Here is a 13,332-nt window from a genome sequence, read left to right as displayed (position 1 = left end):
TTGCCTATTGGTGCGAATACATTTTAGGGCGAGGTAGCTCCTCAATAAAGCCCGTATATAAGCGCGCATCTATACTTGTTTTAAAGATAGTTTTTGTTGATTTACTTAGGGAGTCCATATAAGCACCTAGTCACTTTCTATAGCCTAGCTTCTTTAACTCGTAGGTTGGGCTTTAGCCCAAAAAGTTGCATCATCTTGGCTGATGGTTTTTTATGCTAACTTGCTAACTTGCTAACTTGCTAACTTGCTAACTTGCTAACTTGCTAACTTGCTAACTTGCTAACTTGCTAACTTGCTAACTTGCTAACTTTTTCTCACATATTGTCGGGATAAATCCGCGACCTACATTAGAAACCTTATTCAAGGTTTTTTGCCAGATTGCTGGCAGCAACCAAGGGGCGATCGGTTTTCAAATTGATTCTGCTGCAAGCAATTCATCCTTGAAGCTGGGTTCCTGTCAGCATCCATGCTTTCACTTCCTCGTGCTGCGAAACTTCGTTTCGGTCACTCGTCACCCAGCGCCACCCGAGCATCACGCTATTTCCTTCAAATAATCAATTGATGTGAACGTAAACGCCGTGTATTCGCCAACTTTCACATCCATGTACGCCCCCCAGTTCGGCCATCCGTGGCCTCTCGTTCAAAGCTACGCTTTTCACCCTTGGCGAAGTCACGGCTTATCGCGCATCCATGCGCGATATTACTCATCAATTACTTATTTTCAGGGCGTGATGATGGGGGAAGGGTGTTAAACGTGAGGTTGGTATTTGGTCTCGGCAAAATGCAAAGCGCTGGTACTTTGGTTCTCTTTAATCTAGAGGATTGAACTGAGTTTGACCGCGATAAAAGCCTTAGGTAAGCTATTGACATGAAATCAATTTGAATTGTTTTGATGAAAGATAATAAAAGTATAAAATTTATAAATTTAGCTTCTAAAAACTGGGGGGTTGTAACTACGATTACCTTCTTTGCTTACAGTATTTTTTGCTATTTTTGGACAATTATTTACTTTAATAGTTGGGATGTTTTTGCTTTTGATTATTTATCAAATATAGATATCTATAACTTTACTATAGTATCTAGTGGCCTTCCTTTTTCATTAATACTCATTCTGTTGACCCTATTAATGTTTAAAGCGACAAAAGATATTTCTTATGTATTAAAAAGAAAAGTGCGTGCCAAGAGGATTATCTATAGTGACAGGAAAAATGAGTGTGAAGAAGAACCCAATCTACTTTTTGTAAATGCTCTATCAATTATGATTTTAATGTTAGCGGCATACGTTACTTATAATTATCACGTAAAATCTATTTCATCTAAAATTGAGTTAGCCAAATACAAGATTATAATTAAAAATCGACATCATATTATGTGTGGTCATATTATTAGCAATGTTGGTGAGAATTTAGTTGTATGGGATTTTAGCTCTGACAACATTGTAGCTTTAAGCAAGAGCGCAGTTGAAAGTTATAGTGAATTAAGATTGGCTTCTCCTCCATTTGAATACAAGTTGGTATACCCTGATGGTACTTTAACACCTCGTAAACATGGATGGACTTCACCACCCCCAAGAAATATAAGAATAGAAACTGAAGATAGTAAGAAAGCGTTTCAAGAATGGAAAAATAGTTTCCTAAAGCAATGCTCCAGCTCAGACAGAACAAATAAATAAGACACCTATGCTTGTTTTATTCTTGCTGTCCAACCCAAAATAAGAATAGGAGCAAATACTTTGCTACATAGCCCTATTTATCTGAGCATGTATTCTCAGTAATATACTCACTAACACTGAGATTTTTACAAAGTGACATAAAGCAAGTGATCACCCCCTACACACCTTTACCCCACCTCCAGCATGTTTTAAAGCAATAATTTGGCCTTGGCTGTTGTGTGCCATGGCGAGCATGTCGCCCATGGTGATGCCGCTTTCGATGGCGTGTTTGGTGTTTAAATTATCCAATAATGAGTTTTTTATCTGAATGAGCATTTCGCTGTGGCAGCTGGCGATGTACCAGTCATCATCAACGTTAACTAATTGGCCGTATTCAATATAGCGCTGTTGATGTAGGCGCAGGTCGGCGGCGAGCTTGTTGTCGAGTTGTTGTTTTTTACGGGTAATTTCACTTGAATAACTGCCCGCATTATCGACTTGATGAACTTCAATAAAGTGATACTTACTTTGCTGTACGGCATACGTGTTAAGTGTGCTTTGTTGCTCGGGATTGTTATCTGTGGTGTTAAAAACGGTAAAGCCCAGCACGACTAACGCACAGGCGAGGCCGGTCATTTGTAGGGGTAGTAAAAAGCGGGTGGGCTTTTTGTTTGGAGCGCTATCTGAGAGCTGCGTTAATGTGGCACGTTGCTCTGAGCTGAGGGTATGGCGTTTTTTACGCTCGCTAAAATGTTGTTCAAGTTGGTGTTCAAACTGCTCGTTATGCTTGGTCATTGTCAGCTCCTAGTATGATTTTTAAATTTTGTTTTGCATAACGTAGCCGTGTTTTTACGGTTTCATGATTGCTTTGGGTAATATGTTGTATGTCGTCAAGCGAAAAGCCTTCTTGTTGTAGAGTGAGGGCTTCACGTTGCACAAAGCTTAGTTGCATTAAAGCACGGTTAAAGCTGTCATAGTCAAAACTTGGCTCTGTTTGAGCGGCTGTCATTGCAGTGCTCTCTTCAAGCTCTACAAAACGCTGTTGTTTGCGGTATTCATCAATTAACGCATTGCGAGCTAAGCGAAATAGCCAGGCTTTAGGGTTGTTTTGACCTTGATAGTGATGGCGTTTTTCCATCACTTTTAACCACGTTTGCTGGCTAATATCAAAGGCGAGTTGCTCATTACTTTGCGTCACTAAATAATGATATAAGTCGTTACCGAACAAGGTGACGAGCTTAGTTAAGTGACGTGTGTCGCCACTTTTTGCATAGTCAGCTAAGTAATCATCACTTGGCTGACTAATAAACCATGATTTTAAACTTGTAAGCATAGGCACCCTAGTATGTATTCGCGCTACTGGTTTTGATCTAATTTAAAGTCAAGCTGCACACTTTGACCAGTTTGTAGTTGTGCTACGCCATCAATCACTTTAGGGCGGTATTTCCAACGCTTGATTGCTCGCAGTGCTTCGCGGTCAAAAATATGTTTTGGTTCAGAGTCAGTTACTTGCGCATCAATAACTTCACCACTTGGTGATACATTAAAGCTTAATTGTACCCAACCTTCAATGCCTTCACGTGCTGCAATTGTCGGGTATTTAGGGTTAATTCGCACAATGGGTGTTGCTTCACCTGTGGGTTGTTGTAGGTGTGTTTTAATATCTCCACCTATTTTACCAATACTAATATTGGGTGTAATTGCTGTTGTGATTACATTGGTATCAGTGCTAGGCGGGTTACGGGGCGGTACCTTTGGCGGTGTTTGCATTTTTGGTGGCGGCGGTAGTGTTTGCTTTTGTTGCACTTTGGTATCTTCAGGTACTTGAAATATTTCTACTATAATATCTTTAGTGTTTAAATTTGTGGCGCGTTGCTCACCACTGATTAAGTATTGCATAAAAGCGAATGCGGCAAACGTCATGGCTGCACCACCAATAATTGCGGTTGATGTTTTTAATGTTGGGTTAGTGTGTGGAAAATCTAATGTTTGCATAAGCGAGCCTTTGTAATTAAGAACATAGTGATTAGTAAAACGTGTGATAAATTAAAAAGGGGTGATATTTTTTATAGCTTTTGCTGATTTATTTAAATTTTAACATCGCTATTTTATTAGGTTGTTGTATTTTATGTTAAAGTTATAAGGCTTTAGTCGTCTTTCATTTATGTTTATACAAGGTATAAATTCCAAATATGTTTGTAATCGATAATATAATTCTTGTCAGTGCCGTATTAATTTTATTGGGGGTTATTTCGAGTAAGTTATCTGCTCGAGTTGGTCTACCTGTACTCGTTTTGTTTTTACTTGTTGGCATGCTCGCAGGGGAAGATGGCATTGCCGGTATTTCATTTGATAATGCCGAGGCAGCGCATGCACTCGGTACGTTAGCTCTGGCGATTATTTTGTTTGATGGGGGGCTGCAAACACCGATAGGTTCTATTAAAAAAGTTTGGAAACCTGCATCAGCGCTGGCAACCGTTGGGGTATTTTTTACTGCGGTGATTACCGGCCTAGTAGCTACATATATTCTTCAATTACCTGTATTACAAGGCGTTTTATTAGGGGCTATTGTTGGCTCAACCGATGCCGCAGCCGTTTTTGCGCTACTACGAAGTGCGGGTATCCATTTAAATAAAAAGCTTAAATCGACACTGGAAATCGAAAGTGCATCCAATGATCCTATGGCTATCTTTTTAACCATTGGCTTGCTTGAAGTTTTAGTCAATGAAATGAAGTTTGGCGCAGGATTATTACTCTTGTTTGTTCAACAAATGGGCATAGGGGCATTGTGTGGTGTGCTCATTGGTAAGTTGGCTATGTGGCTGATAAACACAATTAAGCTCAATACGTCGGGTTTGTATTTAGTGATGGTGACTGCATTTGGTTTGTTGTCATTTGGTTTATCAGCCTCGTTGGGCGGTAGTGGCTTTTTAGCTGTATTTATAACCGGTGTTATCATAGGTAATAGCGAATTTGTATACAAGCGTGGTATTTTTCTGTTTCACGATGGCTTAGCGTGGCTGGGTCAAATAACGATGTTTGTGGTGTTAGGTTTACTGATTAACCCTTCGTCATTAGTTGATGTGTGGTTAGAAGGACTACTCATTGCATTAGCGCTTATTTTTATCGCTCGTCCTCTTGCTGTGGCACCTATTTTAAAGTTATTTGGCTTCAGTAATAAAGAAACCGTTTTTGTTTCGTGGGTGGGGCTACGTGGTTCAGTGCCAATTATTTTGGCTATTTTCCCTTTACTATTTGGTTTACCGGGTGCTGAGCTTATCTTTAATGTGGTGTTTTTCGTGGTGCTTATATCGGCAACATTGCAAGGTGCAACGATGCCATGGATTGCTAAAAAATTAGGTTTGGTTGAGCCGCCGCCATTACATGCCGCAGCAAAGCTTGAAATTACCGCTCTTAATGAGATAGATATTGAGATTGTAGAATATACCCTCAGTGATGAGTCGCGAGTTGTAGGACGGCGCTTATCAAGAGCTGCACTACCTGAGAGTGTTGTAGTTGCGATGATTACCCGAGGTACATCAACAATTCCACCAAGAGGCTCAACGACATTAAAATCGCAAGATCATCTCTTTGTGGTTTTAAAGCCTAAAAATAGGGCGTTTGTAGATTTAGTTTTTGCAGCAACAGATGAAACGCACCAAGATGATAATCATCTAACAAAGAATGAACTTCGTGTTAAGGGAGTCACTTTAGTCGGTGACATTTATTACTCGTATAATATGAAAATAGATGCGCCCGAAAATCTAAGTTTAGAAGAATTAATTAACGAGAAGTTAGATCAGCCTCTGCGTAAAGGGGCTACGTTGGTGATAAATAATGTGCATCTGCGTGTGATCACTATGGTTAATAAGCGCATTGTGACTATTGGCTTAAAATATATAAATGATAAGAGTAAAGAAATTATGGTTAATTAGCCCACAGGTACTAAAAACTCACACAATGGTTCGTTATTTTTATTCTTATTTTACTAGGCAGTTATGCAACTTATTCAAATTGATAAAGCTCGTTATCGTAAGCACTTGAACCGCGTCATTATTGGCTGTGGTTTAGCGTTAGCGGGTGGTAGTTTAGCTATTTCGCAAACTTTGATTGCGTTGTTTCCGGATGAAAGTGGCAGCCACTTTCATTGGAATTTATTGGGTGTTGTGGTGACGAGTGTTGCTATTGCCTTTTTACTTAACAAATACCGCAAACACGACTGCATGACCGAAGTAGTGTACGTGTGGGAGCTTAAACAAGCGCTCAATAAAATTACCCGTAAAATGGCGAAGCTTAAAGCCGCTGGGCGCGAAGGCGATGCGAATGCATTACTCGCTATTCATTATAGTTACGCAGGGTCGCGCTTGTTGTGGCAGCTTGATGATAATACTATCACTATGGATGAATTAGCTATTAAACAAGCTGAGCTAGATAGTGTTGCTGAGAAGTTTAACTTAACGTTAAACGCAGATGATTACGATGAAGCAATTCTAAAACAATATTAATGAACTCAATTAACGCTATAAGCGTATGTTTAATTAAATTAAAATACGTTTATAGTGCTGAACATGAATAAAATAACCCCCAAAAAATTGCTCAACAGTAAATGGACAGCGGTATCTCCTATCAATAAAGACAAACATTTCATGATAACGGATATTGAATTTGATGAAGAAGGCCATGTTATCCATTGTGAGATAGAAGCGCTTATGTCTAAACGTACGCAGGTTATCGATTGGCATCAATTAAAAGATCAAAATAGCTGGTTACAGGGTTGGAAGTAATGAGTTATGTTATTATTAAACACTTATTCTAAAAGGCGTTAATAATATGATGAATACTAAGCTTTACAAAGTGGTGCTTAATTTAGCCGGTGAACTGGTAGAAGCAGCGCAAAGAAAAGATCAAAAGCGATTTGATATGCTTTACAAGCAGCTAGCTACATTGTGTACTGATAATGAAAATACGCCTAAAGATCACCCTGTGCAGTGGGAAACACTCGCTGATTTTACCGATGAATTTGCTGATGCAATCACACTCTATGAAAAGGCGTTAGTAAAAGCGACCGCTATTAATGCTAAAGATTACATGTCATCAATAAGCTATTCATTAGCCACAATGCACGTTGAATTAGGGCAGATAGATGAGGCAATTATCGCGTTGGAAAGTGCCAAGGTCAGTGCAAATAAAATTGCCGATAAAGAACTTAAAGCCGAAATTGATACTCTGTTAGCTGATTTACAAAACTAAGTTGGTAACGATGAAAAAAGTACTTGTAGTATGTTTGGGTAATATTTGTCGCTCCCCAACAGGAGAGGCCGTTTTACGCGCTAAGGCATTGCAAAAGAATGTTGAGCTTGAGGTCGACTCCGCAGGGACGGCTGCTTATCACTGTGGTAACCCTCCTGATGAACGCTCTCAAGCGGCGGCTTTAAAGCGAGGTTATTCATTCAAAGGGATCCGTGCACGACAAGTTGAGCTGAGGGATTTTGAATACTTTGATCTAATCCTGGCTGCAGATAAGCAGAATCTAGCAGATCTAAAAGCACTTTGTCCTGCGCATTTACACTATAAATTAACCCTGTTCTTGAGTTATAGCGCCAATGATGTTGATCAGATCCCAGACCCTTATTACGGTGGCGATAATGGCTTTGAGCAGGTGCTCGATTTGATCGAAGATGCAAGCGATGTGCTACTTGCGAGTTTACAAGCGTAGCCCAATAAAGGGCTACATTTGATAAGGTTAGGCTGGTTAGCTCCCTATTTTAAAATCAAGTTGCACTTTAGAAGTTGCAACCACAGCTTGGCCATTTTCAAACTTAGGCGCGTAGCGCCATTTTTCAATGGCCTTAACTGCTTCTCTTTCAAAGGCTGCTCCGCCTTTAGATTTAATTACTTCAATATTTTCAACAAAGCCTGTTTTACTCACGTCAAAGCGCATCTGAACGTAACCGTCTCGTCTTTGTTTTGCTTTGTTCATTGGGTACTCGGGAGGTTCGCGGTAAAGGGGAGTTTGTTCTTGGTCTTCTTTCCAAGGCACCATTTTAGCAATGGCGATACAGTGTTTAGTGGCTTCGTCACTTTGGCCTTGTTTCTCATAAAGGTAGACAAGTTTTGAGTGCGCAGAAAGCTCTGCTTGGTGATCAAAGCTGAGCTCTTTATCAAATACACTGACTACACGGTTTAGTCGTTCGATTGCTGTGCTGTAGCGCTTTTTCCCTTGTGCAAATGCCGCCACTAAGAAGTCTGCTTTTACGCGTTCAATTGAGTTTTCGGGTAAATTTTTACTATAGTATTCATCTGCTTGCTCTAAATATTTGCGTGCTGTTAGGTATTTACTATCTCGGTAGTTATAAGCCAAGTCTTTTGCGGCGCTAAGTTTTAAGTCCGCTGCAAGTTTAGGTAACGCTTGCTTATCTAGTAGCTCTATAACTTGCTCGTATAAATCAGCAGCTTTATTTGCTGAAGAAGCGCTATTGGCCATGCCTGATAAAGAGTCAACAAGTTCTAAACTTTCTATACTATGATTGTTTAGTAAAATTTCATAAGCGGTGTTGAAGAGTTGGTAACGCTTAGCTTTTAATTCTGTATTGGTATTGGCTATTTCGTTAGCGTAATTAACAGCTAGATTTGCAGTGTTGTCTGATTGCAGGCCGTAAACTTTTTGGCCCAAAATATAGGCTTGCTCTGCGAAAGGTAAGGCATCGTCCGCGGCTTGTTGTGCAGCTAAATAACCTTGGTAGGCTGATTTAAATTGCTCATTTAAATTTTCATCAGCTGATACGTAACCGCTATAAGCGAGGCTTAAGCACAGTATTAATGCAGGTGCTTTCATAATAATCCCTATTATTGTTAGGAAGCTAAGACTATCAAATGGGTACGATATTGTCATTGAGTAATATGTTATAAAAGCAAAATTGGAGGAAACGTCTTTTGAAACTCGTATCTTGAGGTGGTTCGGGTATAATACTTGAATTGCAGGTAACAGCCTCAATATAGTTACCACTTATTGCGATGAACTTCATTAATGCTATTTTGTGATGGTCTTAGATTTACATTATCACATTTGCAGTATCGCATTTACTTTATAAATTTGGATTTGTCGTGGCGCAAGTAAGAGCTAGAGTCCAACTAAACGTTGGCAAAAACAGTGATATACCCGCAGAAATTATTTCCTTTAGCGGCTTAAATGATGGTCAGGAGCATGTTGCTTTGGTATTTAACAGTGCCGATAGCAAACAACCTGTGCCGCTTATTCGCATGCACTCAGAGTGCTTAACAGGTGATGTATTTCATTCATCGCGCTGTGATTGTGGTGAGCAACTCAATGAGTGCATTGAAATGATGCATGAACAAGGCGGAATATTACTCTACCTTCGCCAAGAGGGACGTGGTATTGGTTTGTATAATAAAATCGATGCTTACGTGTTGCAGTCGCAAGGTATGAACACCTATGAAGCAAATAACCATTTAGGTTTTGCTGATGATTTACGTGATTTTTCTGATGCTGTTTTAATGCTAGAGGCAATGGATTTGACTCACGTTAAATTGATGACCAATAATCCTAAAAAGCTAAATGCTTTAAAAGATGCCGGTATTGAAGTTGAATCGGTGATTGGTACTCACGCCCACATTAAAGCGGGTGTTGCTGGTAATAAGTCTTACCTCGAAACCAAAATTAAACACGGCGCGCATATGTTAGATATAAAGAAGATTAAAAAACCATAGTTTTGCAGTGCCGCCTCTGTAATCCCATTAAGCGCCGAGTTATACTCGGCGTGTTTTGTTGTTAATTTAAGAGCATATATGTCAATCGAGTTACGAGTATTTAAAGCCGAAGCAGGGGTTAAGTGGTTTAAAGCCGGTTGGCTTATATTTAAAACCCAGCCACTGACGTTTATTTTTATGCATTTATTTATTGGTGTAGTGGGTTTGCTGTCGTTATTTTTGCCATTTCTACAAATTATTGCAGCCCTAGCAACCCCGTTTTTAACTGCTGGATTTTATCAAGCCGTGCTAACCAAGCAGCAAGGCGGAAAAATTATGTTGGCAGATATTCTCAAGCCTTTCTCAGCCAAAGGTAACCGTATTGGATTGCTACGCTTAGCGCTTTATCAAATGGCAGCGGGCGTTTTAATGGCGTTGTTAGCAAATGGCTTGTTTGGTGAGGCTGTGGCTATTATGAGCGACCCGAATGTTGATCCTAATATTGCATTACAACAGGTGATTGAGAGTATCTCGATGGCCAATTTAGTGTTGTTTTTATTAGCCGTTTCATTTTACCTAACGGCGTTTGCCTATGCGGTACCACTGGTTTATTTTAATCAACAAAAACGTATTTTTGAAGTACTGAAAAGCTCATTACTGGTGTTTTATCATAATATGGCGCCATTGAGCGTATATGGCGCTATTTGTGCGGTGTTTATGGTTATATCTGCGTTTTTAACCTTCTTACCGCTGTTGGTTTTAATGCCAATTTGCTACATTAGTTTTTTTGTTTCATATCAGGCTATTTTTATGCCTGTTGTTCCTCCGGCCGAGAGCGCGCCTGCTGAGCCGCAAAATAACGATACAGGGCGTTTTGACGCTTAATGACGCAAATGGATGAAGCACTTAAAAAAAAGCTAAAAAATTATGTATTGTGGTTACTTGGTCGCCAAGAATATTCGCGCCGCGAGTTAACTCAAAAACTACAGCAAAAAGAGGCAACACCCGAATTTATCGATGATTTACTGAATTGGTGTGAAGAGCACAATTTTATCAATGAACAGCGATATGTTGAAGGGTTTGTTCGCCGTCAAGTTGCTAAAAAACATGGCCTAAAGCGTATACAAAACGAAGCCATGGGAAAAGGAATTGATAGAGCCTTGCTCAGCACAATTGTTGAAACAATGGAAATAGACTGGTTTCAACTGGCGCAGGAAGCGTATTTAAAAAAGTATTCAAATGCACAGAACGATTTCGACTACAAAGAAAAAGCCAAACGTACGCGCTATTTAATGTATCGAGGGTTCAGTTACGAACAAATAGATTTTGCAATGCAAGCACAGTAAAAAAATGGGTGAGACTTTCAAATGCAGCACATGACTACCGCACAGATCAGGCAACAGTTTTTAGACTTTTTTGCCGCTAATCAACACCAAATTGTTCCATCAAGCTCGCTTATTCCGGGTAACGACGCGACGTTATTATTTAATAATGCCGGTATGGTGCAATTTAAAGATGTTTTCCTAGGCGCAGAAAGCCGCCCTTACAACCGTGCAACCAGCTCACAGCGTTGTGTGCGTGCCGGTGGTAAGCATAATGATTTAGAAAACGTCGGTTATACCGCACGTCACCACACATTTTTTGAAATGTTAGGTAACTTTAGTTTTGGTGATTACTTCAAACAAGACGCAATAAAGTTTGCGTGGCAGTTCTTAACTGAAGTTGTGAAACTTCCGCAAGAAAAGCTACTCGTGACTATTTATCACACTGATGAAGAAGCGTTTGATTATTGGTCAAAAGATATCGGCTTACCAAGCGAGCGTATCATCCGTATTGATACTGCAGATAACTTCTGGTCAATGGGTGATACGGGTCCGTGTGGCCCCTGCTCTGAAATATTCTACGATCATGGTGAAGAAATCTGGGGTGGTCCTCCTGGCTCACCTGAAGAAGATGGTGACCGTTTCATCGAGATTTGGAACTTGGTATTTATGCAATATAACCGTCAAAGCGACGGCACTATGGAGCCATTACCAAAGCAGTCTGTCGATACCGGTATGGGACTTGAACGTATTGCCGCTATTTTACAAGGCGTGCATTCAAATTACGAAATCGATTTATTCCAAGGCTTGATTAAAGCCGCTGCCGAAGTGACCAATGCGCAAGATATGGATGACAAGTCTCTACGTGTAGTGGCGGATCATATTCGTTCATGTGCGTTTTTGATTTCTGATGGTGTTATGCCATCAAATGAAGGTCGTGGTTATGTGCTACGCCGTATCATTCGTCGTGCAGTTCGCCATGGTAATAAGCTAGGCGCACAAGGCGCGTTTTTCTATAAATTAGTTGCCGCGTTAATTGAGCAAATGGGTCAAGCATACCCGGAGCTTGCTAAGCAGCAAGAAATTATTGAAAAAGTATTACGTATTGAAGAAGAGCAGTTTGGTAAAACGCTTGAGCGAGGCTTAGCTATTTTAGAAGATAGCTTAACTAACCTGAGCGGTGATGTAATTCCTGGTGAATTAGTATTTAAACTCTACGATACCTATGGTTTCCCAGCTGATTTAACCGCTGATGTTGCCCGCGAACGTTTTATGACGATTGACGAGAAAGGCTTCCAAGAGTGTATGGATGTGCAGCGTAAAACTGCGCAGCAAGCAGGCAAGTTTGGTGCTGATTACAACCAGCAATTAAAATCTGATAAACACACTGACTTTAAAGGCTACGATGCAACGCATTACAGTGGCACAGTGATTGAAATGTTTGCTCAAGGTGAATCTGTTTCTGTACTTGAAGATGGCCAACAAGGCATTGTCGTACTTGACCGTACGCCGTTTTATGCAGAATCAGGCGGCCAAATTGGTGACACAGGTACACTTGTTGTTGCCGGCGGCGAATTTAGCGTTACTAACACAACAAAGTTAGGTAATGCATTTGCTCACCACGGTACAGTCATGGGCCGTATTGGTGTGAATGATAAGGTTGAAGCAACAATTGATGATGCACGCCGTGAGCGCGTTAAGAAGAACCATACAGCCACGCACATCTTGCATGAAGCACTACGTCAATTACTGGGTGATCATGTATCGCAAAAAGGCTCTTTAGTTGACCCTGAGCGTTTACGTTTTGACTTCTCGCACTTTGAAGCGGTTACTAAAGATGAGCTTCGTGAAATAGAGCGCGTAGTGAATGACGAAATTCGTCGTAACTTTGCTCTTAACACTGAGCTTATGGCGATTGATGATGCTAAAGCAAAAGGTGCAATGGCCTTGTTTGGTGAAAAATACGATGACGAAGTACGCGTAGTAACAATTGGTGATTACTCAATTGAACTATGTGGTGGTACTCACGTTAAGCGTGCTGGCGATATCGGTTTATTTAAAATTGTATCAGAGAGTGGTATTGCAGCGGGTGTTCGTCGTATTGAAGCCGTCACCGGCGCCGATGCAGTCGCTTATGTGAGCGAGCAAGAGCAACACTTAAACGATGTTGCCGCACTCGTTAAAGGTGACAGTGCTTCAGTACTTGAAAAAGTAACGGCTTTACTTGAAAAGTCAAAAGGCCTTGAAAAGCAAATTGCACAGCTTAACGATAAACTAGCCAGTGCAGCTGGCGCATCATTACTAGACTCTGTGGTTGAGATTAACGGCGTTAAACTGCTTGTTGCTAATGTTGAAGGGACTGAATCAAAAGCCTTACGTGGCATGGTTGATGACCTGAAAAACAAGATCGGCTCAGGCGTCATTGCGTTAGGTGTTGCAGATGGTGCTAAAGTAAGCCTTATTGCAGGTGTTACTAAAGACTTAACGGGTAAAGTTAAAGCTGGTGAGCTGGTAAATCACATGGCTTCACAAGTCGGTGGTAAAGGCGGCGGTCGTCCTGATATGGCGCAAGCAGGTGGTTCACAACCTGAGAACTTAAGCACTGCACTTGATAGTGTAACGCCATGGTTAACTGAGCGCGTATAAGCTTAA

The 13,332-nt window shown here is 40.6% G+C and carries 14 protein-coding genes; 10 read left to right on the top strand and 4 right to left on the bottom strand.

Annotation, left to right across the window (positions count from 1 at the left end; all coding sequences use genetic code 11):
• The first annotated feature begins 892 nt into the window (after positions 1-892).
• A complete protein-coding gene (locus AAEU30_RS20395) occupies positions 893-1,672 on the top strand; it encodes a hypothetical protein (protein ID WP_421962129.1) in 780 nt (259 codons plus the stop codon).
• A 150-nt stretch (positions 1,673-1,822) separates the two neighbouring features.
• Here AAEU30_RS20395 and AAEU30_RS20390 read toward each other — a convergent pair whose 3' ends face one another.
• The 3 genes from AAEU30_RS20390 to AAEU30_RS20380 are packed head-to-tail and all read right to left on the bottom strand — an operon-like array spanning position 1,823 to position 3,646.
• Positions 1,823-2,446 (bottom strand): hypothetical protein, encoded by a 624-nt coding sequence (locus AAEU30_RS20390; protein WP_421962128.1) that lies wholly within the window; start codon positions 2,444-2,446, stop codon positions 1,823-1,825.
• Positions 2,433-2,984 carry an RNA polymerase sigma factor gene (locus AAEU30_RS20385; protein ID WP_421962127.1) on the bottom strand — a complete coding sequence of 184 codons (552 nt, stop codon included), beginning with the start codon at positions 2,982-2,984 and terminating at the stop codon, positions 2,433-2,435. The genes AAEU30_RS20390 and AAEU30_RS20385 overlap by 14 nt, the downstream gene beginning before the upstream one ends.
• Positions 2,985-3,007: 23 nt before the next feature.
• A complete protein-coding gene (locus tag AAEU30_RS20380) occupies positions 3,008-3,646 on the bottom strand; it encodes an energy transducer TonB (protein WP_421962126.1) in 639 nt (212 codons plus the stop codon).
• Positions 3,647-3,843: 197 nt separating this feature from the next.
• On the opposite strand from AAEU30_RS20380, the gene AAEU30_RS20375 reads away from it, so the two are divergent.
• The 5 genes from AAEU30_RS20375 (at position 3,844) to AAEU30_RS20355 (ending at position 7,367) form a co-directional block, all read left to right on the top strand.
• Positions 3,844-5,586, top strand: coding sequence for a potassium/proton antiporter (locus AAEU30_RS20375; RefSeq protein WP_421962125.1), 1,743 nt, complete (start codon positions 3,844-3,846; stop codon positions 5,584-5,586).
• 63 nt (positions 5,587-5,649) lie between these two features.
• Entirely contained in the window at positions 5,650-6,156 is a 507-nt protein-coding gene (locus AAEU30_RS20370) for a DUF3087 domain-containing protein (protein ID WP_421962124.1), read from the top strand.
• Between the two features lie 63 nt (positions 6,157-6,219).
• Positions 6,220-6,435 (top strand): TIGR02450 family Trp-rich protein, encoded by a 216-nt coding sequence (locus AAEU30_RS20365; protein WP_421962123.1) that lies wholly within the window; start codon positions 6,220-6,222, stop codon positions 6,433-6,435.
• A 46-nt stretch (positions 6,436-6,481) separates the two neighbouring features.
• Positions 6,482-6,901 carry a tetratricopeptide repeat protein gene (locus AAEU30_RS20360; RefSeq protein WP_421962122.1) on the top strand — a complete coding sequence of 140 codons (420 nt, stop codon included), beginning with the start codon at positions 6,482-6,484 and terminating at the stop codon, positions 6,899-6,901.
• Positions 6,902-6,911: 10 nt separating this feature from the next.
• Positions 6,912-7,367 (top strand): low molecular weight protein-tyrosine-phosphatase, encoded by a 456-nt coding sequence (locus AAEU30_RS20355; RefSeq protein ID WP_421962121.1) that lies wholly within the window; start codon positions 6,912-6,914, stop codon positions 7,365-7,367.
• A gap of 36 nt (positions 7,368-7,403) precedes the next feature.
• Here AAEU30_RS20355 and AAEU30_RS20350 read toward each other — a convergent pair whose 3' ends face one another.
• Positions 7,404-8,486, bottom strand: a complete 1,083-nt coding sequence (locus AAEU30_RS20350; protein ID WP_421962120.1) for an energy transducer TonB — start codon at positions 8,484-8,486, stop codon at positions 7,404-7,406.
• 269 nt (positions 8,487-8,755) lie between these two features.
• Here AAEU30_RS20350 and AAEU30_RS20345 point away from each other — a divergent pair, with 269 nt between their 5' ends.
• The 4 genes from AAEU30_RS20345 to alaS all read left to right on the top strand — a co-directional run bounded on the left by AAEU30_RS20345 (position 8,756) and on the right by alaS (position 13,326).
• Positions 8,756-9,379, top strand: a complete 624-nt coding sequence (locus AAEU30_RS20345) for a GTP cyclohydrolase II (RefSeq protein ID WP_421962119.1) — start codon at positions 8,756-8,758, stop codon at positions 9,377-9,379.
• 78 nt (positions 9,380-9,457) lie between these two features.
• Entirely contained in the window at positions 9,458-10,243 is a 786-nt protein-coding gene (locus AAEU30_RS20340) for a BPSS1780 family membrane protein (RefSeq protein WP_421962118.1), read from the top strand.
• A gap of 8 nt (positions 10,244-10,251) precedes the next feature.
• Positions 10,252-10,704, top strand: a complete 453-nt coding sequence (locus AAEU30_RS20335) for a regulatory protein RecX (protein ID WP_421962131.1) — start codon at positions 10,252-10,254, stop codon at positions 10,702-10,704.
• A 21-nt stretch (positions 10,705-10,725) separates the two neighbouring features.
• Positions 10,726-13,326 (top strand): alanine--tRNA ligase, encoded by a 2,601-nt coding sequence (gene alaS, locus AAEU30_RS20330; RefSeq protein ID WP_421962117.1) that lies wholly within the window; start codon positions 10,726-10,728, stop codon positions 13,324-13,326.
• Positions 13,327-13,332 lie beyond the last annotated feature (6 nt).

Source organism: Pseudoalteromonas mucoides (assembly GCF_049257175.1).
Lineage (GTDB): Bacteria > Pseudomonadota > Gammaproteobacteria > Enterobacterales > Alteromonadaceae > Pseudoalteromonas.
This window is presented reverse-complemented; position numbering and strand designations above follow the sequence as displayed.

Bases quoted from the DNA above. Each gene is read 5' to 3' on its own strand.
- AAEU30_RS20355 (WP_421962121.1), top strand. From the start codon at position 6,912: ATGAAAAAAGTACTTGTAGTATGTTTGGGTAATATTTGTCGCTCCCCA.
- alaS (WP_421962117.1), top strand. From the start codon at position 10,726: ATGCAGCACATGACTACCGCACAGATCAGGCAACAGTTTTTAGACTTT.
- AAEU30_RS20350 (WP_421962120.1), bottom strand. From the start codon at position 8,486: ATGAAAGCACCTGCATTAATACTGTGCTTAAGCCTCGCTTATAGCGGT.
- AAEU30_RS20395 (WP_421962129.1), top strand. From the start codon at position 893: ATGAAAGATAATAAAAGTATAAAATTTATAAATTTAGCTTCTAAAAAC.
- AAEU30_RS20335 (WP_421962131.1), top strand. From the start codon at position 10,252: ATGGATGAAGCACTTAAAAAAAAGCTAAAAAATTATGTATTGTGGTTA.
- AAEU30_RS20365 (WP_421962123.1), top strand. From the start codon at position 6,220: ATGAATAAAATAACCCCCAAAAAATTGCTCAACAGTAAATGGACAGCG.
- AAEU30_RS20385 (WP_421962127.1), bottom strand. From the start codon at position 2,984: ATGCTTACAAGTTTAAAATCATGGTTTATTAGTCAGCCAAGTGATGAT.
- AAEU30_RS20375 (WP_421962125.1), top strand. From the start codon at position 3,844: ATGTTTGTAATCGATAATATAATTCTTGTCAGTGCCGTATTAATTTTA.
- AAEU30_RS20340 (WP_421962118.1), top strand. From the start codon at position 9,458: ATGTCAATCGAGTTACGAGTATTTAAAGCCGAAGCAGGGGTTAAGTGG.
- AAEU30_RS20370 (WP_421962124.1), top strand. From the start codon at position 5,650: ATGCAACTTATTCAAATTGATAAAGCTCGTTATCGTAAGCACTTGAAC.
- AAEU30_RS20380 (WP_421962126.1), bottom strand. From the start codon at position 3,646: ATGCAAACATTAGATTTTCCACACACTAACCCAACATTAAAAACATCA.
- AAEU30_RS20390 (WP_421962128.1), bottom strand. From the start codon at position 2,446: ATGACCAAGCATAACGAGCAGTTTGAACACCAACTTGAACAACATTTT.
- AAEU30_RS20360 (WP_421962122.1), top strand. From the start codon at position 6,482: ATGATGAATACTAAGCTTTACAAAGTGGTGCTTAATTTAGCCGGTGAA.